The organism is Streptomyces sp. NPDC002588 (assembly GCF_040295925.1).
GTDB lineage: Bacteria > Actinomycetota > Actinomycetes > Streptomycetales > Streptomycetaceae > Streptomyces.
Window position 1 is genome coordinate 43070 of the sequence record NZ_JBEOWF010000054.1, and the last position, 25258, is coordinate 68327.

Below are 25258 nucleotides of genomic sequence, written 5' to 3' on the forward strand. Positions count from 1 at the left end.
CGGGGTGGGAGAGCGGTGCGGAGGGAGAGCCCTTCAGCGGGGCCTTCAGCGGGGCCCTTCAGGGGAGCCCTTCAGGGGAGCCCTTCAGCGGGGTCCTTCAGAGAACGCGGGCGAGGAACTCGCGCAGGCGGGCCGTCTCGGGATGTTCCAGCGTGCGGCGAGCCGGGCCCGACTCGGCGATGCGGCCTTCGTCCATGAAGATCACCCGGTCCGCGACCTCACGGGCGAAGCCGATCTCGTGCGTGACGGCGATCATCGTCATGCCGGATTCCGCGAGCAGCCGCATGACGTCGAGCACGTCCTTGACGAGCTCGGGGTCCAGCGCCGACGTGGCCTCGTCGAACAGCATGACCTCGGGCTCCATGGCCAGCGCACGGGCGATCGCCACCCGCTGCTGCTGGCCGCCCGACAGCTGACTCGGCCGGGAGTGGGCCAGCCTCGCGAGGCCGAGCCGTTCCAGCTGGGCCATGGCGGCGGTCTCGGCCGCCTCCCGGCCCATCCCGCGGACCTTGCGCAGGGCCACGGTCACGTTGTGCAGGACGTTCAGGTGCGGGAACAGGTTGAAGTGCTGGAAGACCATGCCCACCCGGGTGCGGACCGCGTCGACGTCCACACCGGGGCCGGTGATCAGGTCGCCGCCCAGGCGGATCTCGCCCGCCGTCGGCGGTTCCAGCAGGTTCGTACATTTCAGGAGGGTGGACTTCCCCGAACCCGACCGGCCGATCACACAGACGGTCTCACCCTGCTCGACGTCGAGGTTCACACCCCGCAGGACCTCCACCTCGCCATACCGTTTGTGCAGGTCGCGTACGGCGACCGCCACCGCGGCGGACTTCCTGGACGTACCGGCGGCGCGGGGGTCCTTCTCTGACAGCGGCGTTCCGGTCATGGCTCAGACCTCCAGCACGGACGGAGTGGTCGGGACGGCGGTCGGCGCGGGCGCCGCCCTTTTCGACTTGCGCCCGCCGTTGCGCAGACGCAGGTCGAGCCGGTTGACCAGGAAGGTGAGCGGGATCGTGAGCAGCAGGTAGCAGGCGCCTGCGGCCACGAGTGCCGAGGAGTTGTACGTCGCCGCCTGCCGTTCCTGGGCGATGAAGTAGAGCTCTCGCTGCCCGAGGCCCAGCCCGAGCAGATACACCAGCGCGCTCTCCTTGATGTCGATGATGAACTGGCCGGCCAACGCGGGCAGCACGTTCCGTACGCCCTGCGGGACGACGATCACCCGCATCGCGGTCAGATAGGACATGCCGAGACTGCGGGCCGCGCTCAGCTGCCCGGCAGGAACCGCCTGGATGCCCGAGCGGAAGATCTCCGCGAGATAGGCCGCCGATATGAGGCCGATGGCGAGGACCGCGTACCCGAGCGGATCCCGGCCGAACGGCCGGATCCCGGCCGACGGCAGCCCCAGGCCGACCAGGCTGACGGTCACGATCGCGGGCAGGCCGCGGAACACATCTACGTAGATCCGCGCGGGGAGCCGCACCCACCGGCGGTGCGACAGCAGCAGCATCGCGAGCAGCACACCGAGCACGACACCGAAGACGATCGCCAGCCCGGCGATCAGCAGGGTGTTGCGCAGGCCCTCGGTCAGCAGAACGGGGAACGCCTTGAGTAGTTCGTCGGGGTTGAAGAACGTCTGCAGAAACAGGTGCATCGGCCGGAGCCTCTCGCTGCGCGGACTGCTCGGAGCGGAATCGGCGACTGCTCGGAGCGGCGGGAATTGGACGCAGCCTAGGTCGGCCGGCCGGCGGTGGCGGTGATGCTTACCGCGCACGAGGTAAGCATCAGCAGTAACCTGCGCCGCATGGCCGTTGTCATCAGCTTGCAAGGTGCTGTTCCGGCGGACGTGGCCGTCGGCCTCTCGCCGCTGGCCGAGCTGATGGCGTGCCTGCACTCGATCGCCGAGCCCGAGCACCACCTCGCCGTACGCCCCTGGCTGGAACGCGTACGCGCCGACCTGTCGCCGGAGTCCCGGAGCCTGATCGCGGTGTACGCGCCCTTGTGGGCCCGGCGGCGCTGCCGCCTGCTGATGCCGCTGGAGCGGCCCCTGGGGCGGACCCTGGAGCAGGAACTCGCCCGCCTTGAGGCGCTGCCTCTGGACGACTTCGTGCTGGGCGTCGCGCCGAGCGTGCACGGCGGTGTCTTCGACACGGGCGGCCTGCTCACCGACCAGGCGGTCCGCGACGCCTACACACTGTCCAGCGAGCGGCGCTCCTTCAGCCGGGGCGAGCTGGCCCGTAGCCTGCTCCAGGCCCCGGAGCGGACCCGGACCGGGCTGCTGGAGCTGCTGCGGCGCTGCGCCGCCGAGTTCTTCGACACCGAATGGACGCGAGTGCGGCACCGGCTGGAGATCGAGTGCACCCGTGTACGGGCCCGCGTACAGGCACTGCCACTCCCTGAGGCACTGGCCTCTCTCAGCCCGAACGCCGTCGTCCGGCACAACCCGCCATCGGTCGTCTTCGACAAGCTGCAGTCACTGAGAGTCGATCTGCGCGGTCGTCACTGTCTGCTTGTACCGTCCGTGCACGCCCGACCGCATCTGATCGTCAAGGACGACCCGCCCTACCCACTCGTCGTGCACTTTCCCGTCGAGAGCACCGCTCAGGTGGAACGGGCCACCCTCGCGCAGGTACGCCTCAGGCTGTCGATCCTGTCCGATCCCGTACGGCTTTCGCTCTGCCGGCACCTGGTGAACGAACCGATCACCACCTCCGACCTGGCCGTACGGACGGGCATGACCATGCCCCAGGTTTCCCGCCACCTCGGACGGCTGCGTGAAGCCGGCCTGCTGACCTCCCGCAGGAACGGTCGGCAGATCTACCACCGGCTGGACACGGACTGCCTCATGCACCTGGGCGCGGACGTGCTGACCTCGATCATCCGCTGACGGTCGGCGCGCCTCCGACCGCTACGTCGCTTTGCGTGCGGACACCCGCGAGCCGCGGCCGGATCGTCGACGTGCGGCCCGAGGATCTCCATGGCGGGAGCCCCGCGTAGGTGGTGAGGGCGCCGACTCCGCTCGATGTGTTCGGCGTCGGCGCCCCCCTTCAGCTGCCTGCCGCTCATTCCCCCGGCTCGAAGCACCCGATGGCGGCAGGACGAGATCCGGTCAGCAGTGCGGAATGGACCCGTTGGCCGCAGCGCTGTTGTCCACGTACGGCGCGTACGTCCATCCGGTGACGGTCGTCTCGAGTCCGCCCAGGTGGAGGTAGCGCTCGTCGAGGGTGTGGTACCAGATGTCTCCCCTGTTGTTGAGGTTCTGACCAGTGCTCCAGCAGTCGGCCAGGAGCAGGTCACCGCTCCAGAGGTCCGGGACTCCGACTGCGCCGGAGGCCAGGTTGGTGCTGTTGAACACGGCCGCGCCGGTCTGCACGGTGATCAAGGCGTTAGCGGACGCGCTCCCCGCCGTCGCCAGAACCAGCCCCCCGGCACTCAGCATGGCAACTGCCGCTATCGAGGCGCCACGGCGCCGGAACCTGTCTCTCATATGTCTGTCTCCCGATCAGTTGGGTGCGTTCTCGCGTAAAGCAGCGGGCTGCCGCTTCGCACACCAATGTGTCGGGTGGGTCGGGGACAAATGTTGGACACTCCTTGAATCGGAAGTGCTTCAACCATGCGTCCGTCCAGGTGGGAAAGGAGCTTGGTGCGCAGGGGAGCTGTGTCAGGGAGCCCGATCTCGTCGGTGATGGCCAGGGCCTGGGTCCAGGCGTGGTGCGCGGCAGTGGGGTCGGCTGCGGCGTGGTGGGTGTCTCCGAGGTCGGCGAGGCCGGTGGCTTCGTGGTAGCGGTCGTCGGTCTTGCGGACGAGATCGATGGCGTGCCCGTAGCAGTCGATGGCTTGCCCGTACTGGCCGAGGTGGTGGTGGATGTAGCCGAGGCTTCTCCAGGCCCTCGCCTGACCGTTGAGGTCCCCGATCTCCTCGACGAGGGCGAGGGCCCGCCGACTGCAGGAGAGGGCCCGGTGCCGATGATCGCCGAGTCTGACGAGGTTTCGGCCGATGTGGTTGAGGGCGTCGGCCTGTCCGAGCCGGTTGTGTGCGGCCTTGTAGTGGGCGAAGGCCTGGCGGGCATGACCGAGTGCCTTTCGGTACTCGTCCCGGTCCGAGGCCATCCTGCCGAAGTGTTTGTGGACGCGGGCCTGGCCGGTGTGGTCGCCGAGTTCCCTGAAGAGGTCCAGCGCGATCGCGTAGTGGGTGCGGGCGTCGTCGGCGTGGTTCAGCTGGGTCTGGGCAAGTGCGAGACCGCGATGGGCGTTGGCCAGGCCGGTCTTGTCGTTGTGGCGCCGCGCGGCCTTCAGGGCCGCCTCGTGGGCGGCGGCCAGCGCGGGCCAGCGTCCCTGCCGGTTGAGGAAGGTGGCGACGACCGTGGCGAGCTGCCAGGTGTGAGTCTCGAAACCGGCCGGGGTCTGCTCGATGGTGGCGAGGACGACGGGGTGCTCTGCGGTGAGCCAGGCCAGCGCCTCCCGGCGATCCGAGAGTTCCTCGGCGACGGCTCCCGGTTGGGCGGCGGCCAGGCTGATCGGGTCCCCTCTGCGGGTCAGCAGCGCGTCGGCGGCGTGGGCCGTGTGCAGGTAGTGGTCGAGCATGCGGTGCACGGCCGATCGCCGGGTGTCGTCGCTGTCCTGCGTGGTGACCAGTTCGGTGGCGTAGACGCGCAGCAGGTCGTGGAGGGCGTATCGGCCGGGAGTGTGTTCGGTGAGGAGGTTGCCACGGATCAGTTCGGTCAGCAGGGCGCCGGCGCGGACGGGTGGCAGGCCTCCCAGGGAGGCGGCCGCGGGAAGGGCGGTGTCTGGTCCGGGGTGGAGCCCGAGGAGCCGGAAGAGCCGGGCCGCGTCGGTGCTCAGCGCCTGGTACGACGTGGCGAACACCGCTCGCACCTGGCCGGCCGCGTCTCCGGCGTCCAGGACGTCCAGGCGGCTGTCGGCCTCGTCCAGTTCGCGGGCCAGCGCGGTGAGCGGAAGACGGGGCTGGGAGGCGGCCCGGGCGGCCATGATCGCCAGGGCCAGCGGGAGCCCGGCGCACCGGGTCACGATCGCGTCGACGGCGGCGGGCTCGGCGGCCGTCCGGTCGGCGCCGAGGCGGCCGCTCAGCAGGGCCCGGGCCTGGGTGGTGGTGAGCAGGTCGACGGTCAGCAGCTGGGCGCCCTCGGTCGCGGCCAGGCTGGTGAGCCGGTTGCGGCTGGTGACCAGGGCCAGACAGCCCGGTGCGCCGGGCAGGAGCGGACGGACCTGTTCGGCGTCGCGGGCATTGTCGAGCAGCACGAGCAGCCGTCGGCCGGCCAGCAGACTGCGGTACAGGCCCGCTTGTGCTTCCAGGCCGTTCGGGATGCGGGCGGGGGGCACCCCGAGGGCGTCCAGGAACCCACGGACCGCGTCGGCCGGGGCCACCACTGAACCGCCGGGGTCGAATCCGCGCAGGTTCACATACAACTGCCCGTCGGGGAAGTCCTCCCGGATCCGGTGGGCCCAGTGCACGGCCAGCGCGGTCTTGCCCACTCCGGCAGTGCCCGACACCGCCGAGATGACCACCGCGGGCGACGGCACCGGTCCGGCGTCGGTGGGGGCGGGCAGGAGGGCGTCGAGCTGGGCGAGTTCACTGTCACGCCCGGTGAAGGCCGCCACCCCCAGGGGCAGTTGGGCGGGCACCTCGCGCGGCACCGCGAGTGTCGCAGGCAGGGGGGCAGGAGCGCTGTCCTGACGCAGGACAGCCGCCTGGACGTCCCGCAGCGCCGGGCTGGGGTCGATGCCCAGGTCGCGGGCCAGTCGGCCGCGAGTGTGATGGAAGTGGTCCAGCGCTTCGGCGGAACGGCCGCAGCGGTGCAGTGCGAGCATCAACTGGCCGGCCAGACGTTCGTCCAGTGGGTGCGCCTCCGCGCGGGCCGACAGCTCGGGCAGCAGCGTGGCGTGCTGCCCCAGGCGTAATCGCACGTCGCCGAGGTCCAGTTGGGCCGCGACCTGTTCCTGGACCAGGGTGTCACGCAAGGCGTTGATCCACGGAGTGTCCAGGGTGGCGAAAGGCTCCGCGCGCCAGAGCTGCAGGGCCTGCTCGTACAGGACCGAGGCCTGGGCGTCGTCGTCAGTGGCGCGGGCCTGTGCGACCAGGCGGCGGAAGGAGTGCAGGTCCACGGTCACGGTGCTGTCGGTGCTCAGGACATAGCCGCCCGGCTGCCGCGCGATGACCGCCCCTTTGGTGGCGGCCAGGGCCTGTCTCAGCCGGGAGAGGTAGCTGTGCAGGGTGGTGCGAGCCCGGCGGGGAGGAGCATCCCCCCAGACCCGGTCCATGAGCTGATCGGTCGTCACCAGACGGTTGACGTCCACCAGTAGGACCGCCAGCACACCCCGCTGCCGGGTATGGCCCAACGCCACGGGCCGGCCGTCCATACCGGCCTCGACACTGCCCAGCACGCCGAATTCCACCGTCATCCTGACCCCACCCCCAAAACCGGCCGCCCCTCGCCTGCTCCTCCGCGTTCAAGGAACCCGATCCAATGATTGTCCAACTCCTGTCACTGGTCAGCCGGGCATTTTGGCACGAGGCGGCAACGCAACACCGCCACCGCTTGCCACACAGGGCTCGATCGAGACGTTGAAGGAGCTGTGGAAACCATGAACGCCACCATGCCAAAGAGACTGGGTGTGCTCATCGCGACGTCGGCGATGGCCTGCGCCGGTCTGATCGCCACATCGGCCGGGGCCAGCGCGCAGGCGAACCCGGGGACAGCGGCAACGGCCGCCACGTCCGTCGGACCGCTCAATATCGGCGCGGCTTTCACGGTCATCAACAAGGGCAGCGGCAAGTGCCTGGATGTGAAGGACCAGTCCCTGCTGCCGGCCGCGCAGGTGTGGCAGTGGACCTGCAACAGCACCGATCCCAACAAGAACTGGCTGCTGGAGCCGGTCGCCTCGGCACCCGGCTACTACGCGCTGCGCAACCTCCGCTCCAACCTGTGTCTGGACCTGCGCGCCGGCAGCGAGGCGGACGTCGTCAACGGCACACGGACCCAGCAGTGGGACTGTGTCCCCGACGCGATCAGCAGCGAGCGATGGCAGCTCAAGGTCTCCTCCGCGGTGCCGGGCTACTTCACGGTTGTCAGCGCGGTGAAGGGCATGTGCCTCGACCTCAGCGGCGGGTCGTCCGCCGACGGAGCCCAGGTCCAGGTGTGGGACTGCCTGGGCCCCGTCAACAACCAGCTCTGGCGCCAGGGGTGACCCGCCGCCGCTGAACCGTCCCGGGTCGGTGGAGAGCTCGGGCTGCCTGGAGTCGGGTTTCCTGGTTCGCGCAGGAAACCCGCACTCTTCTCGAAATGGGAGGGGCTCACCTTCGATCGTCCCCAGCATCAGAAGGGTGATTGCTCCGGCCACTTGATGGAACCGGCGAACAGCAGCTCCGTGGCGATGGGGGCGCGGTCCGCCCCGACGGTGTCGATCTCGATGTCGTTGGTGCGCGTCCGGTAGCCGCCCACCACGGGGCCGCGGGCAACTGCCCGGGAACGATCCGCTTGTGCGTGAGCAGCTCCAGCGCTCGCTGCAGCGGCGTGGCGCCGATCCCCGTCGGCCGCGTGGGCGATGTCGGTGAAGGTACGCTCGCCACTGCCGATCGCCGCCGGCACCGCACGGGCCTGGGCTGCCGGAGGGGCCGGGCGCCGAGTTCCAGCACCCGGTCATGACTTGCGTCCCAGAGGGACGGTTCAGATCACGGTGAACGCCTGGCGGTACTCGCTCGGTGTGGTCCCCGTGGCGCGGCGGAAGTGCTGCCGCAGGTTCGCCGGGGTGCCGAGGCCACAGAGCTGACCGATGCGGCCGATGGTGGCATCGGTGGTCTCCAGGAGTTCGCGGGCCCGGTCCACACGTGCCGCGTTGAGCCACCTGATCGGGGTGGTGCCGGTCTCGGCCGCGAAGGCGCGCACGAAAGTCCTGGTGGAGAGGCGGGCCTGGGCGGCCAGATCGGCGACCGTCAGCGGCTGGTCGAGGCGGGTCAGCGCCCATTCCAGGGTCGCGCCGAGGCCCGTTCTGCCGGGCGGCGTGGGAGGCCTCCGTTTGCGGTCTCTCTCGGCCGAGGGCACGGTCCTGGCGTCGGTCTGCAACGGCGCCCTGGTCCTCGCCGCGGCGGGCCTCCTCGACGGGCTCCCGGCGACCTCGCACTGGAGCGTCCTCGACGACCTCGCGTCGCGCTCCCCGGACATCCAGGTGCGTGCCGAGCAGCGCTGGGTCGACGCCGGACACATCGTGACCAGCGCGGGCGTCTCCGCCGGGATCGACATGGCACTCCACCTCGTCGACCGCCTGGAGGGGACCGAGATGGCCCGGACTGTGGCCCAGGTCCTGGAGTACCCGTGGCAGTCCGCAGGCTCGACCCCGGAGGACGACCAGGCTCTGCGCAAGGCACTGCTCGACGCACACCGCTGACGCCCGGTCTGTCCGTGAGCCGGCCTTCCCCTCCGGCAGCGCACGGTCGTTGTGGTCTCCGCAGCGCCGCTGATGCTGGGCGGCTTCGGCTCCGTCCTGCCCATGGTGAGCGACAGGCTCTCTTCCGACCCGGCGCGTTCAGCGTGGGAATCCCGTCTTCGTCCACCGCGCACGGGGCCGCCCGGGAGGCGTTTGTCAGCGACGGCCGCCTCCCGCATGGCGGCCGCCATCACCATCCGGTCATCGACCGTGGAGACCGCCGGCCCCGCACCGGCACGAGGTGCTTCCGGTAACTGGCGCACAGCGATGGAGTGGTCACACGTTGAAGCGGAACTCCACCACGTCGCCGTCCTGCATCACGTAGTCCTTGCCCTCCATGCGGGCCTTGCCCTTCGCGCGGGCCTCGGTGACCGAGCCGGTCTCGACCAGGTCGGCGAAGGAGATGACCTCCGCCTTGATGAAGCCCTTCTGGAAGTCGGTGTGGATGACACCGGCGGCCTCGGGGGCGGTGGCGCCCTTCTTGATCGTCCAGGCGCGGGACTCCTTCGGACCGGCCGTGAGGTAGGTCTGCAGGCCGAGGGTGTTGAAGCCGACGCGGGCGAGGGTGGCGAGGCCGGGCTCCTCCGCGCCGACCGACTCCAGGAGCTCCATGGCGTCCTCCTCGTCGAGCTCGGCGAGGTCCGCCTCCAGCTTGGCGTTGAGGAAGATCGCCTCGGCCGGGGCGACCAGGGCGCGCTGCTCGTTCTTGAAGCCGTCGTCGGTCAGCTCGTCCTCGTCGACGTTGAAGACGTAGAGGAAGGGCTTGGTGGTGAGGAGGTGCAGGTCGTGCAGGAGCTCGGCGCGCTCGCTGCCCTGGAGGATGCCCTGCGAGAAGAGCGTGTCGCCCCTGTCCAGGATCTCCTTGGCCTCCTCGACGGCCTTGACCTTCGGCGCGACGTCCTTCTTGATCCGCGACTCCTTCTGGAGCCGGGGAAGGACCTTCTCGATCGTCTGGAGGTCGGCGAGGATCAGCTCGGTGTTGATCGTCTCGATGTCGTCCTTGGGCGAGACCTTGCCGTCGACATGGACGACGTTCTCGTCCTTGAAGGCGCGGATGACCTGGCAGATCGCGTCGGATTCGCGGATGTTCGCCAGGAACTTGTTGCCCAGGCCCTCACCCTCGGAGGCGCCGCGCACGATGCCCGCGATGTCGACGAAGTCGACGGTCGCCGGGAGGATCCGCTGGGAGGAGAAGATCTCGGCCAGTTTGGTCAGGCGCGCGTCCGGGACGCCCACGACTCCGACGTTCGGCTCGATCGTGGCGAACGGGTAGTTGGCCGCCAGCACGTCGTTCTTGGTCAGGGCGTTGAACAGGGTCGACTTGCCGACATTCGGCAGACCGACGATTCCGATCGTGAGCGACACGTTGCGACTTCCCGTAGTCAGAGGGCCAGGGGGCCGGTTCCCGTGATGAGCGGGCCGGGTGGCCAGAGGGCCGGCCGATCCCCCAGTTTACGGCGTGCCCGGCACCGCTCCGGCGGACCTGTCGAACGCATGGCCAAGGTCCGTCCCCCGGCGTGTCCGACACCCGATTCAGCACATAAACCGACCTAAGTTGGTGCAGTGGAGCAACACAGGACGCGCCCCCCGCAGAACGGAACGCGACGCGACAGGCCCTCGCCGCCCCTCCCGCCCCAGGCGGACCGGGCACGCGCCGCGGCAGACCGGCGATCACCGGGACCGGGCCGGGAGCGGAGCCCCGAGGACCGGCGCGGCCGAAATCGCGAACAGGGCAGGGACCGGGGCAGGGGTCAGGAAGAGGCACAGGGCCGGGAGCGCAAGGGGCCGCGTGGCACCGCGCGGCCACCGGTACGCCAGGGTGCGGGACCGGGCGCCGCTTCCGGTTCCGGTTCACACGCCCGTGCGAGTTCCGGTTCGCGGGCTCGGGCGGGTTCCGGATCGGGAGGCCGGGCCGGTGTGGGGCCGGCCGTGGAGCGGGGGTCCGGGGAGCGGGTCGGTGTCCGCGGTGGGCGGGCTCCGGGGGCCGGCCGGGCCGTGGGAGGTGCGGGCCGGGCGACCGGGGCCGCTCGGTCCCTCTCCCTCGGGCATCGGCCGCCGCAGCTCGCGCGGGCCGGCCGGCGGATGCCGAACCCGCGGTTCACCGGGCTCGGCGGCGGGCTGTTCTGCGGCGCCCTGATGTTCGCGCTGGGGTACCTCGACCAGTGGCTGTTCGGGGCCTCACTGACGGTGTACAGCGTGCTGTTCCTGCCGGTGTGCGTGCTGACCGCCGTATGGGTGCGCCGGGGTGACCTGCTGACCGCGCCCGTCGTCGTGCCGATCGCCTTCGCCGTGGGGCTGGTGCCCGTGTCCGATGGGCGGGACGGGGTCGGCTCGCAGCTGATGGGACTGGTCACGGCGCTGGCCACCCAGGCCGGCTGGCTCTACGCCGGGACGCTCGCCGCGGCTGTGACGGTCCTCGCGCGCGGCGTACGGCGAGCGGCCCGGCGGAGGGCTGCCGCGAGCCGGGGTCCCCGCAACCTCCCCGGACAGAACACCTAGTGCCGCGGCACTAGGGCCCTTCTGATGGATCTCCGTGGGAGAAGGAGCGGCGTTCGGTGCGTGCTCTCGGCGTGCCGGGCGGAAGCCCTCGTAGCGGAGCTACTAGGGCTTTTGTCCGGTGCGGCGAGAGTGCGTGCCGGGCGTCGCGACGCCGCGGAGATCCATCAGAAGGGCCCTAGGCCCCGGACCCCGCTCAGCCCTCTTTCGCCGCCCGCATCGCCGCTCCGACGATTCCCGCGTTGTTCTGCAGCTGGGCCGGGACGATCTCCGCCTTGATGCCCTCGATGAAGTGCAGGAACTTCTCGGACTTGCGGCTGACCCCGCCGCCGATGATGAACAGCTCGGGCGAGAACAGCATCTCGACGTGCGCCAGGTACTTCTGGACGCGGTGTGCCCAGTGCTCCCAGGTCAGGTCCTCGTCTTCCTTGGCCTTGCTGCTGGCCCGCTTCTCCGCGTCGTGGCCGTGCAGTTCGAGGTGGCCGAGTTCGGTGTTGGGGACGAGCATCCCGTCGACGAAGAGCGCGCTGCCGATGCCGGTGCCGAAGGTCAGCAGGATGACCGTGCCGCTGCGGTCGCGGCCGGCGCCGAAGGCGATCTCGGCGACGCCGGCGGCGTCCGCGTCGTTGACCACGGTCACCGGCAGTCCGCCGAGGCGCTCGCCGAACAACGCGCGCGCGTCCGTGTCGATCCAGCTCTTGTCGACGTTGGCCGCCGTACGGATGTGGGATCCGCCGGTGACCACACCGGGGAAGGTGAGGCCCACCGGGCCGGTCCAGCCGAAGTGGTCGATGACCTGCTTGACGCCGTCGGCCACCCCCTCGGGTGTCGCGGGTTGCGGAGTGAGCACTTTGCAGCGCTCCTCCGCCAGGTCGCCCTTGTCCAGGTCCACAGGGGCGCCCTTGATCCCGGATCCACCGATGTCCACGCCGAAGATCTGCATGGCCCTACGTTACGACGACCGACTGACAGTCACTCGGCCGGCAGGGTGTCCACGGCGTCACCCGCGCCGCTCCCGCCGCGCTCCGCCGCCAGGGCCGCCGCCTCCTCGCGCAGGTCACGGCGGAGTTCCTTGGGCAGCGAGAAGGTGATGTGCTCGTCGGCGGCCTTGACCAGCTCCACGTCGCCGTAGCCCCGCTCGGCGAGCCAGCCGAGGACCTCCTCGACGAGCACCTCGGGGACGGAGGCGCCGGAGGTGACGCCGACCGTGGTCACGCCCTCCAGCCAGGCCTCGTCGATCTCGCTCGCGAAGTCCACCAGGTACGCCGCGCGCGAGCCGGCGATCTTGGCGACCTCGACGAGCCGCTTGGAGTTGGAGGAGTTGCGCGAGCCGACGACGATCACCAGCTCCGCCTCCGCGCCCATCTGCTTCACGGCGAGCTGCCGGTTCTGGGTGGCGTAGCAGATGTCGTCGCTGGGCGGCGAGATGAGCTGCGGGAACTTCTCCTTCAGCGCGTCGACCGTCTCCATCGTCTCGTCGACGGAGAGAGTGGTCTGGGACAGCCAGACGACCTTGGAGGGGTCGCGGACCTCGACCTTGGCGACGTCGGACGGCCCGTCGACGAGCTGGATGTGGTCGGGGGCCTCGCCGGAGGTGCCGATGACCTCCTCGTGCCCCTCGTGCCCGATCAGGAGGATGTCGTAGTCGTCGCTCGCGAAGCGGACGGCCTCCTTGTGGACCTTGGTGACGAGGGGGCAGGTCGCGTCGATGGTGGCGAGCTTCCCGCGCGCGGCCTCCTCGTGGACGACCGGCGCGACGCCGTGCGCCGAGAACATGACGATGTTGCCCGGCGGTACTTCCTCGGTCCGCTCGACGAAGATGGCGCCCTTGTTCTCCAGAGTCCGCACGACGTACTTGTTGTGGACGATCTCGTGCCGGACGTAGACCGGGGCCCCGTACTGCTCCAGGGCCTTTTCGACGGCGATCACGGCGCGGTCGACGCCCGCGCAGTAGCCCCGGGGAGCGGCGAGCAGGACACGGCGGCGGGCTGGCGAAGCAGTCATGCGTCCCATCGTAAGGCCGCGTCCCGGGGGGCGAAGATCCCCGCCGGGTGAGGGGTCCGCGTCCACTGCGTTGTCAGTCGTGGCCGTTACTCTCGGGCGCATGGCTGTGAACACGTCCGCGGACGCCCCGCTGCCCGTCGGCGAGGTGTCGCGGCTCATCGGGAGGTGGATCGACCGGCTCGGCGCGGTGTGGGTCGAGGGGCAGATCACCCAGTTGTCGCGGCGCCCGGGCGCGGGCGTCGTCTTTCTGACCCTGCGCGATCCGTCGCACGACATCTCGGTGGGCGTGACGTGCTACCGGCAGGTGTTCGACACGGTGGCGGACGTCGTCGGCGAGGGCGCCCGGGTCGTCGTCCACGCGAAGCCCGAGTGGTACGCCCCGCGGGGACAGCTGTCGCTGCGGGCCGTGGAGATACGGCCGGTGGGGGTCGGGGAGCTGCTGGCGCGGCTGGAGCAGCTGAAGAAGTCGCTGGCGGCGGAGGGGCTGTTCGCGCCCGGACGGAAGAAGCCGCTGCCGTTCCTGCCGCAGCTCATCGGGCTGGTGTGCGGGCGGGCGTCTGCGGCCGAGCGGGACGTCCTGGAGAACGCCCGGCACCGGTGGCCCGCCGTCCGCTTCGAGGTGCGCAATGTCGCGGTGCAGGGGGTGCACGCGGTGACGCAGGTCGTCCAGGCCGTGAAGGAGCTGGACGAGATCCCCGAGGTGGATGTGATCATCGTGGCGCGCGGTGGCGGCAGCGTGGAGGATCTGCTGCCGTTCTCCGACGAGCAGCTGGTCAGGGCGGTCGCGGCCTGCCGTGCACCGGTCGTCTCGGCGATCGGGCACGAACCGGACAACCCGCTGCTCGACCATGTGGCCGACCTGCGGGCGTCCACGCCCACCGACGCGGCGAAGAAGGTCGTGCCGGACGTCGGCGAGGAGCTGGAGCGGGTGCGGATGCTGCGCGGGCGGGCGCGGCGGTGTGTGGAGGGGTTCGTGGAGCGGGAGGAGCGCGGGCTCGCCCATGCGCTCGCGCGGCCCGCGATACAGGATCCGCACCGGATGATCGACGAGCGCGCGGATCAGGTCGCCTCGCTCACCGACCGGGCCCGGCGGTGTCTGGGGCATCTGCTGGATCGCGCCGACTCCGAGCTCACGCACACGCACGCGCGCGTGGTGGCCCTCTCCCCTGCCGCGACATTGAAGCGGGGGTACGCGGTGCTGCAGAAGGACGACGGGCATGTGGTCCGGGATCCGGGTGAGGTGACGGCGGACGAGGTGCTGCGCGCCCGGGTCGCCGAGGGCGAGTTCACGGTTCGAGTCGACTGAGTGTGCGAGTCGACGAGCAGACGAGTAGGGAACAGAGGGCCATGACGGGCAGGACCGAAGAGTCGCTCGGGTACGAGCAGGCGCGCGACGAGCTGATCGAGGTGGTACGCCGCCTGGAGGCGGGGGGTACGACGCTGGAGGAGTCCCTCGCCCTGTGGGAGCGAGGGGAGGAGCTGGCCAAGGTCTGCCGGCGCTGGCTGGAGGGCGCGCGGGCCCGGCTGGACGCGGCGCTGGCCGAGGAGGAGCCGTCGACGGGCGACGGGGCGGCCGAGGGCTCCGCGTAGCGGCCGGACAGGGGGCCCGTACGGCGTCGGCTCAGGAGGTCTCCAGCGCCCCGGCCATCTCCTTCAGGCGTTCGAAGGACGCCGTGCCCGTCACCACCGTCGTGGAACCCTCGGTGCCCTGCAGCACGAGTGCGTCGTAGCGGCCGCCGGTGTAGCGGGTCCAGGTGCGGCCGTCGATCTCCTCGGTGACCTTGGTCTCCCGGGCTCCCTGACTGGCGTCGTCGATGAACTCCGCGCGCCGCTGAGCGGACTGCTCGACAGCCACGTACTCCCCGTCGGGGGCACGGAAGCCGAGGTGCCAGGAGTCGTCGTCGGCGCCCTGGAAGCGCACGGAGGTCGCCTTCCAGCTGTCGGGCAGTCCCTCGGGCGCGGCCACCGGGTACGACGCCGCGCGCCGCGCCGTGAGCAGTTCGACGCGGTAGTCGACCCGTTTGATGTCGGGAGCGTGATCGTCGTGCGGGACGAAGAGGTAGATGACGTATGCCGCGATCACGATGAGGCCCAGGGAAAGGATCATGTCCCGGGCCGTCTTCTGCTTGCCGTTCGAACCTGCCACGCCCCCTATCGTCGCAGGTGCCCGGTGCGCTCATCCGTGGGGTCCCCTGCTCATTTTGTCGGACTGACGATAGAGTCGAGGGTCGAACCCTCATCCGGCCGTCGTCGTATCAGAAAGGTGCGCTCCGATGACCGAGCATCATCATTTGCCGTCCGAGCTTGACGTCCCCTCCGAAGCCCCCGACCGCAACCTCGCCCTGGAACTGGTCCGGGTGACCGAAGCCGCCGCGATGGCCGCGGGCCGCTGGGTGGGCCGCGGTGACAAGAACGGCGCCGACGGCGCCGCGGTGCGCGCGATGCGGACCCTCGTCTCGACCGTCTCGATGAACGGCGTGGTCGTCATCGGCGAAGGCGAGAAGGACGAGGCGCCGATGCTCTTCAACGGCGAGCGCGTCGGCGACGGCACCGGGCCGGAGGTCGACATCGCCGTCGACCCGATCGACGGAACCACACTGACGGCCAAGGGCATGACGAACGCGATCGCCGTCCTCGCGGCCACCGAGCGGGGCGCGATGTTCGACCCGTCCGCCGTCTTCTACATGGACAAGCTGGTCACCGGCCCCGAGGCCGCCGACTTCGTCGACATCAACGCGCCCATCGAGGTCAACATCCGCCGGGTCGCCAAGGCGAAGCGGGTCACACCGGAGGACGTCACCGTCGTCATCCTGGACCGGCCGCGGCACGAGGGCATCATCAAGGAGATCCGGGACACCGGCGCCCGCATCAAGCTGATCTCCGACGGTGATGTCGCCGGTTCCATCCTGGCGCTGCGCGAGGGCACGGGGATCGACCTGCTGCTCGGCATCGGCGGCACGCCCGAGGGCATCATCTCGGCCTGTGCGGTGAAATGCCTGGGCGGCACCATCCAGGGCAAGCTGTGGCCCAAGGACGACGAGGAGCGGCAGCGGGCGGTCGACGCGGGGCACGACCTGGACCGGGTGCTGACGACCGAGGACCTGGTCAAGGGCGAGAACGTGTTCTTCGTCGCCACCGGGATCACCGACGGTGAGCTGCTGCGGGGCGTCCGGTACCGGTCCGAGACGGCGACGACCGACTCCATCGTGATGCGGTCCAAGTCGGGGACGGTACGGCGGATCGATTCCGTGCACCGGCTCAGCAAACTGCGGGCCTACAGCGCGATCGACTTCGACCGGGCCAAGTAGTACCTGCCGTCAGTACCCGAAGGGGCGCCCCGGTGCGGAGGGGCGCCCCTTCGGCACGTGGCCGTGCGGGTGGCCGGTTCTCTGCGGCCGTCAGCCGGCCTGCGCTATGCGGCCCGCCGTCCTCGCCGCCTTCTTCAGTTCCATGTCCCGCCGGCGGCGCCGGGCCAGGACCACTCGGCGTTCGGCGGCGGTGAGGCCGCCCCAGACGCCGTACGGCTCCGGCTGGAGCAGGGCGTGCTCGCGGCACTCCACCATCACGGGACAGCGGGCACAGACGCGCTTCGCGGCCTCTTCGCGGGAGAGGCGGGCGGCGGTCGGCTCCTTGGAAGGGGCGAAGAACAAGCCTGCCTCGTCGCGCCGGCACACCGCCTCGGTGTGCCAGGGAGCGTCTTGGTCCCTGTCGCGCGCTGGCACCCGCTGGGCCGGAACGGCGGCGACCTGCAGGGACGAATGCGGCGGTTGCAGCACGGGTCTACTCCTGACGACGGCTTCGCGAGCGAGAGACGATGCGTCAAGGCCTACCCGCTGTGCGCGCGCCTATGCACTGAGTCCCGCACCGCTGAGTTCCGGGGAGTTCTGCGCGATCCCGAGGGGTGCGGGGTGCACGCGAGACCCGGCGGATTCGCAACCGCTAATGATCCAGGTGTTTACGCAAACCCTTGTCGACCTTGCGCGACACGCGGTCGAGAATGTCCGCGACGAGCTTGCCGCGCTTGGGCCGGCCTTCGATGTTGCTCAGCACCGCCCAGCCGTCGACGTAGACCACCGGAGCGTCCGGGTCGGGCGAATCGAGCGCGTCCACCTCGAAGTTGCCGAGGACGCCGCCGCCGGTGCCGCGCAGCGACACGTTCTCCGGGACGCGGACCTCGATGTTGCCGCAGAAGGCCCACGCCTTGATCATGACCTGCTGGTACTCGAAGAGCGCCTCGCTGAGGTCGATCTCTATGGTGCCGAAGACGGCGTACGCGTGGATACGGCGGCGCGCGCGCCAGCGGCCCCGGCGGGTGGCACTGCTGAAGACCGCGATCACGCTGTCGTCCGGGTCGACGGGGATGGCGCCGGCGACGGGCCCGTGCGAGGCCGCGGCGGGGGCCGCGCGGCGGGGGTGGGCGGCGGGCAGGTCCCGTATGAAGACCTCCAGTTCGCCCACGGTCTTGGCGGCCAGCACGCCCTCGACGCGCTCGGCGTGCTCGTCCGCGGTGAGCCGGCCCTCCGCCAGGGCCTCGCGCAGGATGTCGGCGATCCGGTCCCGGTCGGCGTCCGAGGCGCGCAGCTCGGCGGTCGGTGTGGGGGCGGCAGGGGTCTGCTTCTGAAGGTCCACGGCAGCAGCGTACCCAAACACGATAGATCGCGATAGCCCCCGCAGGAGGGAATGCGGGAGGGCGGCGCTCCCGGTCCGAGGGCGATGCTTCCCGGTCCGACTGAGCCTTACCTCACAAACTCGGCGCCGGAGACAGGTTCTACGCTGGTGAAGCCCGCCGACGTCGGCGGGCCGTCGTCCGCCGAGTGAGGAATGGGCTGAGATGCCTGAGTTCGCGTATACCGATCTGCTCCCCATGGGAGAGGACACCACCCCCTACCGGCTGGTGACCTCCGAGGGTGTCTCCACCTTCGAGGCCGACGGGCGGACGTTCCTCAAGGTGGAGCCGGAGGCGCTGCGCAAGCTCGCCGCGGAGGCCGTCCATGACATCCAGCACTACCTGCGGCCCGCGCACCTGGCCCAGCTGAGGCGCATCGTCGACGACCCTGAGGCGTCCGCCAACGACAAGTTCGTCGCGCTGGACCTCCTGAAGAACGCGAACATCGCGGCCGCGGGCGTGCTGCCGATGTGCCAGGACACCGGTACGGCGATCGTCATGGGCAAGCGCGGGCAGAACGTGCTGACCGGGGGGCGCGACGAGGAGGCCCTCTCCCGGGGCGTCTACGACGCCTACACCAAGCTGAACCTCCGCTACTCGCAGATGGCTCCGCTCACCATGTGGGAGGAGAAGAACACCGGGTCCAACCTGCCGGCGCAGATCGAGCTGTACGCCACCGACGGCGGCGCGTACAAGTTCCTGTTCATGGCGAAGGGCGGCGGCTCGGCCAACAAGTCGTTCCTGTACCAGGAGACGAAGGCCGTGCTGAACGAGGCCTCCATGATGAAGTTCCTGGAGGAGAAGATCCGCTCGCTGGGCACGGCCGCCTGCCCGCCGTACCACCTGGCGATCGTCGTCGGCGGCACCTCCGCCGAGTACGCGCTGAAGACCGCGAAGTACGCCTCCGCGCACTACCTGGACGAGATCCCGGCCGAGGGTTCCCCGCTCGGGCACGGCTTCCGGGACAAGGATCTGGAGGAGAAGGTCTTCGAGCTGACGCAGAAGATCGGGATCGGCGCGCAGTTCGGCGGGAAGTACTTCTGCCACGACGTGCGCGTGGTGCGCCTGCCGCGGCACGGCGCCTCCTGCCCGGTCGCCATCGCCGTGTCCTGCTCGGCCGACCGCCAGGCCGTCGCGAAGATCACCGCCGAGGGCGTGTTCCTGGAGCAGTTGGAGACGGACCCGGCCCGGTTCCTGCCGGAGACCACGGACGAGCACCTCGACGAGTCCGCAGACGTGGTCCGCATCGACCTGAACCAGCCGATGGACGACATCCTCGCCGAGCTGACCAAGTACCCGGTCAAGACCCGGCTGTCGCTGTCCGGTCCGCTGGTCGTGGCGCGGGACATCGCGCACGCCAAGATCAAGGAGCGGCTCGACGCGGGCGAGGAGATGCCGCAGTACCTGAAGGACCACCCGGTGTACTACGCGGGCCCGGCGAAGACCCCCGAGGGCTACGCCTCCGGCTCGTTCGGCCCGACGACGGCCGGCCGGATGGACTCGTACGTCGAGCAGTTCCAGGCGGCGGGCGGCTCCAAGGTGATGCTGGCGAAGGGCAACCGCTCGCAGCAGGTCACCGACGCCTGCGGCAGCCACGGCGGCTTCTACCTGGGCTCGATCGGCGGCCCCGCCGCACGTCTCGCCCAGGACTGCATCAAGAAGGTCGAGGTCGTCGAGTACGAGGAGCTCGGCATGGAGGCCGTCTGGAAGATCGAGGTCGAGGACTTCCCGGCGTTCGTCGTCGTCGACGACAAGGGCAACGACTTCTTCAAGGACCCGGCGCCCGCGCCCACGTTCACGACGATTCCGGTGCGGGGGCCGGGGCTGGTGTGATGCGTGCGATCCTGTGACGGACGCCCGCCCCTGATTGACGCAGGGGCGGGCGTCCTTTCAGGTCAGGACCTGATCAGGCGGTGCAGATGACGAAGTTGACCGCGTCGCCCTTCTTGACGGTCGCCGGGGCGTGCGGGGACACCTCGATGATCGAGCCCGGCTTGCAGCCCGTGACTGCCTTCTTGGTGACGGTGCCGAGCTTCGTCTGGGTCTTCTCGAGGAGCGGCTTGGCGAGCACCAGGTCCATGCCCGCGAAGTCGACCGGGATGGTCACGCTGCCGACGTACAGGATGGTGGTGGCGTCGCTGTCGGTGGCCGTGCCGGTCGCCGCCGGGGTCGAGCCGCCGTTGCTCGCGACCGAGGTGGCCAGGGCCGTCCCGCCGCCCGCCGCGATGAGGGCGGCGGCGACGGCGGCGATGCCGACGGTCCGGCGGCGACGGGTGCGGCGCAGGATCTGCGGCGCGTCGAAGTCGGGGGTCACGGCGGAGTTCGCGAAGCGGTTCATGGCGTTCGTCAGTTCCTCTTCGAAGGGTGTGCAGCCGGAAAGCCGCGCGTCGTCGTACGAGGTCATCGGATTCCTTCCGGGTGCCGCTGTGGTGAAGGGGCGGGGAGTGCGGGGAACTGACTTCTGAGCTTCTCGATCCCCCGGGCGAGCTGGGAGCGGACCGTGCTCGGCGTGATGCCGAGGTCGGCCGCGATCTCACCGTCCGAGAGATCGTGGAAGTAGCGCAGCACCACCACCGTCCGCATCCGCATGGGCAGTTGCTGCAGCGCGCGCACCAACTGGTCCCTGCTGTCGACCTGCCCGTACTCGTCACCCTGGGCCGGCGGGTCGCCGCCTTCCGGATGGGGTGCCGTGGTCAGGCGGCGGAACCTCCGCCAGCGGTCGTTGGCCAGGTTCACCATGATCCGCCGGACGTAGGCGTCCGGAGCGTCCTTCGCAGCGATGGTGCGCCACTTGCGGCAGGCCTTCTCCAGGGTCTCCTGGACCAGGTCCTCCGCGGCCTCACGGTTTCCCGTGAGGACGAGGGCACCTCTGAATAACGCGGTCGACCGAGCGGCCACGAATTCCTGGAAGTCCGTCTCCACACGCCCCTCCCTTCCTGTCACCCGTCCTCGACGTGAAGACGCCCTCCGCTGCTGCACGGCCGCACTGAGACCTGGGTCACACCCCTGCCCCCACGTTCGGGTGAATCGCGGAACAACCGTGCCGTCCCGATCGCTGTACCAGGCATGAGCGATTACCGGATCGAGCACGACTCCATGGGCGAGGTACGCGTCCCGGCGGGCGCCAAGTGGCGGGCCCAGACCCAGCGCGCCGTGGAGAACTTCCCCGTCTCGGGCCAGCACATCGAGCGCGCGCACATCGAGGCCCTGGCCCGGATCAAGGGGGCCGCGGCGGAGGTGAACGCCCGGCTCGGGGTGCTCGACAAGGACGTCGCCGAGGCGATCCGGGAGGCGGCCGCCGAGGTGGCCGAGGGGAAGTGGGACGAGCACTTCCCGGTCGACGTGTTCCAGACCGGCTCCGGCACGTCCTCCAACATGAACGCCAACGAGGTCATCGCCACCCTGGCGAGCGAGCGGCTCGGCAGGGCCGTCCACCCCAACGACCATGTCAACGCGTCCCAGTCGTCCAACGACGTCTTCCCGTCGTCCCTCCACATCGCCGCCACCGCCGCCGTCATCCGCGACCTCGTCCCCGCCCTGGAGCACCTCGCCGGCTCCCTCGGCCGCAAGGCGGAGGAGTTCGCGGACGTCGTGAAGTCGGGGCGGACCCATCTGATGGACGCAACGCCCGTCACCCTGGGACAGGAGTTCGGCGGGTACGCCGCCCAGGTGCGGTACGGCGTCGAGCGGCTCACCGCCTCCCTGCCGCGGCTGGCCGAACTGCCGCTGGGCGGTACCGCCGTCGGCACCGGGATCAACACCCCGCCCGGCTTCTCCGCCGCCGTCATCGAGGAGGTCGCCCGGACCACCGGGCTGCCGCTGACCGAGGCGCGCGACCACTTCGAGGCGCAGGGCGCGCGGGACGGCGTCGTCGAGACCAGCGGGCAGCTGCGGACCATCGCGGTCTCCCTCACGAAGATCGCCAACGATCTGCGGTGGATGGCCTCGGGCCCCCGCACCGGACTGGCCGAAATCAGCCTGCCCGACCTCCAGCCCGGGTCCTCGATCATGCCGGGCAAGGTCAACCCGGTGATCCCGGAGGCCGTGCTGATGGTCGCCGCCCAGGTCGTGGGGAACGACGCGACCGTCGCCACCGCCGGCGCCGCCGGCAACTTCGAGCTGAACGTGATGCTTCCGGTCATCGCGAAGAACGTGCTGGAGTCGATCCGGCTGCTGGCCAACGTGTCGCGGCTGCTCGCCGACCGCACCGTCGACGGGATCGTGGCGCACCGCGAGCGGGCCCGGGAGTACGCCGAGTCCTCGCCGTCCGTCGTCACCCCGCTGAACAAGTACATCGGGTACGAGGAGGCCGCCAAGGTGGCCAAGAAGGCGCTGGCGGAGCGGAGGACGATCCGGCAGGTCGTGCTCGAGAGCGGGTACGTGGAGCGCGGGGACCTGACAGTCGAACAACTCGACGAAGCCCTGGATGTCCTGCGGATGACGCACCCGTAACCTTTCACGCCCCGCGCACAGAACCGTGACGCGCGCCGCAGCGTCGTATGTCCATGGCACCTAATATCTGTGCATGGCAGACGGCGGAGCGGTGAGACGCGTGGGAACGGGTGGTGCGGCGGCCTTCTGGGAGCCCGGGGACCAGATCCTCTGGCGGTACCGGGAGAACGGCGGCGCACTGTTCCATATCGCCCGCCCGGTCACCGTGGTCCGCGACGACGAGGAACTGCTCGCGGTCTGGCTGGCCCCCGGGACCCAGGTCGCCAAGCCCGTGCTCGCGGACGGCACCCCGCTGCACCAGGAGCCGCTGCGCACCCGCTACACCAAGCCACGCGTCGTCCAGCTCGACCGCTGGTTCGGCACCGGAGTGCTGAAGCTGGCCCGGCCCGGGGAGCCCTGGTCGGTGTGGCTGTTCTGGGAGCCGGGCTGGCAGTTCAAGAACTGGTACGTCAATCTGGAGCAGCCGCTCACCCGTTGGGGCGGCGGAGTGGACTCCGAGGACCACTTTCTGGACATCTGCGTGTACCCCGATCGCAGTTGGGACTGGCGCGACGAGGACGAGTTCGCGCAGGCCCAGCAGGACGGCCTGATGAGGGCGGAGGTCGCCGAGCGGGTCCGGGAAGCGGGCCGCGGGGCGGTGGAGGTGATCCGCTCCTGGGGGACTCCGTTCGACCAGGGCTGGCAGCACTGGCGCCCGAATCCGTCCTGGGCCGTACCGTTGCTTCCGGAGGACTGGGACCGTACGCCGGCGCACGTGTCCACATGAGACCCTTGATACGCCCCGGGTCAGGAAACGTAGGATCGTCCTCCGCAAGAGCATCGAACAGCAACTCCCGGGGCCGACACCGGGTCTGACCGAACGTCACCGAGGGGCGGCAGGACGTGAGCGAGGGGTACGAGCGCAACACCGGTGGGGGCGGCGGGTGCGCCCGGGGCACCGGTGGCACAGGAACAGCCTCTGACCACGCGGGAATTCCGTTCCGGGGACACGTATTCCGGGTATCGGGTTTTCTGCGGGACCAACTGCGTGCGCGGCGCGCAGCCCCGGACGGACGGATTCGACACGCGTGACGGAGCAGCCCACCAGCTACGAACGCCCTCAGGGCGTCGACCCCACGGACCCTCGCGGGGCGCTCCTGCATACCCCGGCGCCCGGCGGTTCGGCCGCCTTACCCCCTTCAGCCCAGGGACGTACCGAGGACGGTCCGGGCAGCACCGCGTCGTGTGCCACCAGTGGGACGGGCAGCAAGGGAAACAAGAGTGTCCAGGGAAAGGATCCGGCCGTATCGCAGGCCGAGCACTCCCAGCCGGCGGCCGGCACCGAACCCGACACCCACCGGCCGCGTCCGGCGCCCGACTCGATCCCGGCCCAGCCGGGCGGTGACGCGCGTTCCGAGCGTCGTACGGGGCAAGGAGTGACCCCGGGGCGGCCCACACCCATGCGGCGGGACGGGGACCGGCTGCGCTTCGTGGGCGCCGCGACCCGGCGGATCGCGCGCGGTCTGGACCTCGACGAGATCGTGATGGGGCTGTGCCGGGCCACCGTGCCGACCTTCTCCGACGCGATCCTCGTCTATCTGCGTGATCCGCTGCCGGTCGGCGACGAACGGCCGGTGGCCGACCGCGTCATGCTGCGGCTGCGGCGCACCGACCGCATCCCGGAGGAGCGCGAGACCGAGCCCGGCTTCGCCGCGCTGGCCCTGCCGCCGCCGGAACCGGCCGAACTGAACGCCGAACTGTCCTCCGCGGTGGCGGAGCTGTGCGAGGTGCGGCCCGGCGGGGCGCTCGCCGAGGTGCTGCGCGGGGTGCGTCCGGTCTTCGCCGACAATCCCGCCGCCCGCGCCGCGCTGCCCGAACTCCTGGGCGAGGACAGCACCCTGGTGATCCCCGGCGGCGGACGGGCCATCCTGGCCCCGCTGCGCGGCCGGCGCCGGGTGATCGGCGCGGCCGTCTTCCTGCGCCGCCCGGACCGTTTCCCGTTCGAGAACGACGACCTGCTGGTGGCGGCGCAGCTCGCCACGCACAGCGCGCTCGGCATCGACAAGGCGGTGCTGTACGACCGTGAGGCGTACATCGCCGACGAGCTGCAGCGCACCATGCTCCCGGAGAACCTGCCGCGCTGCACGGGCGTCCGGCTGGCCTCCCGCTACCTGCCCGCCGCGGAGACCGCGCGGGTCGGCGGCGACTGGTACGACGCGATCCCGCTGCCGGGCAGCCGGGTGGCGCTGGTCGTGGGTGACGTCATGGGGCACTCCATGACGTCCGCCGCGATCATGGGGCAGCTGCGGACCACGGCCCAGACCCTCGCCGGGCTCGACCTGCCCCCGCAGGAGGTCCTGCACCACCTCGACGAGCAGGCCCAGCGGCTGGGCACCGACCGCATGGCGACCTGCCTCTACGCCGTCTACGACCCGGTCTCGCACCGCATCACCATCGCCAACGCCGGCCATCCCCCGCCCGTCCTGCTGCACCTGGGCGGCCGGGCCGAGGTGCTGCGGGTGCCGCCGGGGGCGCCGATCGGTGTGGGCGGCGTCGACTTCGAGGCCGTGGAGCTGGACGCGCCCGCCGGGGCGACCCTGCTGCTCTACACCGACGGCCTGGTCGAGTCCCGGCTGCGGGACGTGGCGACCGGGATAGAGCAGCTGCGCGAGAAGCTGGCCGCGACCGCCCAGCTGACGGGTCCCGACCACCCGCCGCCGCTCGAGGCCCTGTGCGACGAGGTGCTCGACATGCTCGGACCGGGTGACCGGGACGACGACATCGCGCTGCTCGCCGCCCGCTTCGACGGGATCGCGCCGAGCGATGTGGCGTACTGGTTCCTGGAGCCGGAGGACGCGGCACCGGGCCGCGCCCGGCGGCTGGCCCGGCGCGCACTGTCCCGGTGGGGTATGGAGGATCTGACCGACTCGGTGGAGCTGCTGGTCAGCGAGGTCGTCACCAACGCGGTGCGGTACGCCTCGCGGCCGGTCACCCTGCGGCTGCTGCGGACCGATGTGCTGCGGTGCGAGGTCGGTGACGACGTACCGCAGCTGCCCCGCCTGAGGCAGGCCCGGGCGACCGACGAGGGCGGCCGTGGGCTGTATCTCGTCAACCGGCTGGCCCGGCGCTGGGGCGCGACCCGGCTGAGCACCGGCAAGGTGGTCTGGTTCGAGCTGAACCGGAGCTGACGGGAAGGCCGTGAGAACGGCCGGGAGAGCG

The 25258-nt window shown here is 70.6% G+C and carries 24 protein-coding genes and 1 pseudogene; 11 read left to right on the plus strand and 14 right to left on the minus strand.

The genetic code is table 11. The features are described 5' to 3' along the window. Positions 1-97: 97 nt before the first annotated feature. Complete coding sequence (locus ABT057_RS41680; protein WP_352349188.1) at positions 98-889, minus strand: amino acid ABC transporter ATP-binding protein; 792 nt, start codon at positions 887-889, stop codon at positions 98-100. 3 nt (positions 890-892) lie between these two features. Continuing rightward, entirely contained in the window at positions 893-1654 is a 762-nt protein-coding gene (locus ABT057_RS41685; protein WP_352349190.1) for an amino acid ABC transporter permease, read from the minus strand. A 150-nt stretch (positions 1655-1804) separates the two neighbouring features. Here ABT057_RS41685 and ABT057_RS41690 point away from each other — a divergent pair, with 150 nt between their 5' ends. After that, positions 1805-2887 carry an ArsR/SmtB family transcription factor gene (locus ABT057_RS41690; RefSeq protein ID WP_352349192.1) on the plus strand — a complete coding sequence of 361 codons (1083 nt, stop codon included), beginning with the start codon at positions 1805-1807 and terminating at the stop codon, positions 2885-2887. 222 nt (positions 2888-3109) lie between these two features. Here ABT057_RS41690 and ABT057_RS41695 read toward each other — a convergent pair whose 3' ends face one another. Together ABT057_RS41695 and ABT057_RS41700 are read right to left on the minus strand one after the other, a co-directional pair. After that, positions 3110-3382 (minus strand): hypothetical protein, encoded by a 273-nt coding sequence (locus ABT057_RS41695; protein ID WP_352349194.1) that lies wholly within the window; start codon positions 3380-3382, stop codon positions 3110-3112. 101 nt (positions 3383-3483) lie between these two features. After that, entirely contained in the window at positions 3484-6420 is a 2937-nt protein-coding gene (locus ABT057_RS41700) for an AfsR/SARP family transcriptional regulator (protein ID WP_352349196.1), read from the minus strand. 183 nt (positions 6421-6603) lie between these two features. On the opposite strand from ABT057_RS41700, the gene ABT057_RS41705 reads away from it, so the two are divergent. Further along, positions 6604-7206, plus strand: a complete 603-nt coding sequence (locus ABT057_RS41705; RefSeq protein WP_352349198.1) for an RICIN domain-containing protein — start codon at positions 6604-6606, stop codon at positions 7204-7206. A gap of 131 nt (positions 7207-7337) precedes the next feature. On the opposite strand, the pseudogene ABT057_RS41710 reads toward ABT057_RS41705, so the two are convergent. Both ABT057_RS41710 and ABT057_RS41715 read right to left on the minus strand, forming a co-directional pair. Next, positions 7338-7631, minus strand: a pseudogene (locus tag ABT057_RS41710) (ATP-binding protein); the annotation flags it as partial. 54 nt (positions 7632-7685) lie between these two features. Continuing rightward, complete coding sequence (locus ABT057_RS41715) at positions 7686-8060, minus strand: helix-turn-helix domain-containing protein (RefSeq protein ID WP_352349200.1); 375 nt, start codon at positions 8058-8060, stop codon at positions 7686-7688. Here ABT057_RS41715 and ABT057_RS41720 point away from each other — a divergent pair. Next, a complete protein-coding gene (locus tag ABT057_RS41720; protein ID WP_352349202.1) occupies positions 8035-8403 on the plus strand; it encodes a DJ-1/PfpI family protein in 369 nt (122 codons plus the stop codon). The genes ABT057_RS41715 and ABT057_RS41720 overlap by 26 nt on opposite strands. Before the next feature lie 315 nt (positions 8404-8718). Here the strand turns inward: ABT057_RS41720 and ychF are convergent, their stop codons facing one another. Continuing rightward, positions 8719-9807, minus strand: a complete 1089-nt coding sequence (ychF, locus tag ABT057_RS41725) for a redox-regulated ATPase YchF (RefSeq protein ID WP_352349204.1) — start codon at positions 9805-9807, stop codon at positions 8719-8721. 717 nt (positions 9808-10524) lie between these two features. Here ychF and ABT057_RS41730 point away from each other — a divergent pair. Next, entirely contained in the window at positions 10525-10941 is a 417-nt protein-coding gene (locus tag ABT057_RS41730) for a DUF6542 domain-containing protein (protein WP_502974050.1), read from the plus strand. 193 nt (positions 10942-11134) lie between these two features. Here ABT057_RS41730 and ppgK read toward each other — a convergent pair whose 3' ends face one another. Together ppgK and ABT057_RS41740 are read right to left on the minus strand one after the other, a co-directional pair. Further along, the gene (ppgK, locus tag ABT057_RS41735; RefSeq protein ID WP_352349208.1) at positions 11135-11881 is read right to left on the minus strand and encodes a polyphosphate--glucose phosphotransferase; all 747 of its coding nucleotides are present in this window, start codon (positions 11879-11881) and stop codon (positions 11135-11137) included. A gap of 29 nt (positions 11882-11910) precedes the next feature. After that, complete coding sequence (locus ABT057_RS41740) at positions 11911-12951, minus strand: 4-hydroxy-3-methylbut-2-enyl diphosphate reductase (protein ID WP_352349210.1); 1041 nt, start codon at positions 12949-12951, stop codon at positions 11911-11913. Positions 12952-13042: 91 nt separating this feature from the next. Here ABT057_RS41740 and xseA point away from each other — a divergent pair, with 91 nt between their 5' ends. Then, entirely contained in the window at positions 13043-14248 is a 1206-nt protein-coding gene (gene xseA / locus ABT057_RS41745) for an exodeoxyribonuclease VII large subunit (RefSeq protein WP_352349212.1), read from the plus strand. A gap of 41 nt (positions 14249-14289) precedes the next feature. Then, entirely contained in the window at positions 14290-14532 is a 243-nt protein-coding gene (locus ABT057_RS41750) for an exodeoxyribonuclease VII small subunit (protein WP_352349214.1), read from the plus strand. Positions 14533-14563: 31 nt separating this feature from the next. On the opposite strand, the gene ABT057_RS41755 is transcribed toward ABT057_RS41750, so the two are convergent. Further along, on the minus strand, positions 14564-15088 hold the full coding sequence (locus ABT057_RS41755; protein WP_352349217.1) for a DUF4245 domain-containing protein: 525 nt from the start codon (positions 15086-15088) through the stop codon (positions 14564-14566). Between the two features lie 127 nt (positions 15089-15215). On the opposite strand from ABT057_RS41755, the gene glpX reads away from it, so the two are divergent. After that, positions 15216-16250 (plus strand): class II fructose-bisphosphatase, encoded by a 1035-nt coding sequence (gene glpX, locus ABT057_RS41760; RefSeq protein ID WP_352349219.1) that lies wholly within the window; start codon positions 15216-15218, stop codon positions 16248-16250. A gap of 90 nt (positions 16251-16340) precedes the next feature. Here glpX and ABT057_RS41765 read toward each other — a convergent pair whose 3' ends face one another. Next, positions 16341-16718: a WhiB family transcriptional regulator gene (locus ABT057_RS41765; protein ID WP_352349221.1), complete on the minus strand. Its 378-nt coding sequence runs from the start codon at positions 16716-16718 to the stop codon at positions 16341-16343. 163 nt (positions 16719-16881) lie between these two features. Continuing rightward, positions 16882-17571, minus strand: a complete 690-nt coding sequence (locus tag ABT057_RS41770; protein WP_352349223.1) for a DUF1707 SHOCT-like domain-containing protein — start codon at positions 17569-17571, stop codon at positions 16882-16884. Between the two features lie 202 nt (positions 17572-17773). Here ABT057_RS41770 and ABT057_RS41775 point away from each other — a divergent pair, with 202 nt between their 5' ends. Beyond that, on the plus strand, positions 17774-19441 hold the full coding sequence (locus tag ABT057_RS41775; protein ID WP_352349225.1) for a fumarate hydratase: 1668 nt from the start codon (positions 17774-17776) through the stop codon (positions 19439-19441). 73 nt (positions 19442-19514) lie between these two features. Here the strand turns inward: ABT057_RS41775 and ABT057_RS41780 are convergent, their stop codons facing one another. Together ABT057_RS41780 and ABT057_RS41785 are read right to left on the minus strand one after the other, a co-directional pair. Next, positions 19515-20012: a PASTA domain-containing protein gene (locus ABT057_RS41780; protein ID WP_352349227.1), complete on the minus strand. Its 498-nt coding sequence runs from the start codon at positions 20010-20012 to the stop codon at positions 19515-19517. Then, positions 20009-20530 carry a SigE family RNA polymerase sigma factor gene (locus ABT057_RS41785; RefSeq protein ID WP_352349229.1) on the minus strand — a complete coding sequence of 174 codons (522 nt, stop codon included), beginning with the start codon at positions 20528-20530 and terminating at the stop codon, positions 20009-20011. The genes ABT057_RS41780 and ABT057_RS41785 overlap by 4 nt, the downstream gene beginning before the upstream one ends. Positions 20531-20674: 144 nt before the next feature. On the opposite strand from ABT057_RS41785, the gene ABT057_RS41790 reads away from it, so the two are divergent. The 3 genes from ABT057_RS41790 to ABT057_RS41800 all read left to right on the plus strand — a co-directional run bounded on the left by ABT057_RS41790 (position 20675) and on the right by ABT057_RS41800 (position 25227). After that, entirely contained in the window at positions 20675-22060 is a 1386-nt protein-coding gene (locus ABT057_RS41790) for a class II fumarate hydratase (RefSeq protein ID WP_352349231.1), read from the plus strand. Positions 22061-22133: 73 nt separating this feature from the next. Further along, a complete protein-coding gene (gene fomD, locus ABT057_RS41795) occupies positions 22134-22826 on the plus strand; it encodes a cytidylyl-2-hydroxypropylphosphonate hydrolase (RefSeq protein WP_352349233.1) in 693 nt (230 codons plus the stop codon). A gap of 301 nt (positions 22827-23127) precedes the next feature. Continuing rightward, complete coding sequence (locus ABT057_RS41800) at positions 23128-25227, plus strand: SpoIIE family protein phosphatase (protein ID WP_352349235.1); 2100 nt, start codon at positions 23128-23130, stop codon at positions 25225-25227. Positions 25228-25258 lie beyond the last annotated feature (31 nt).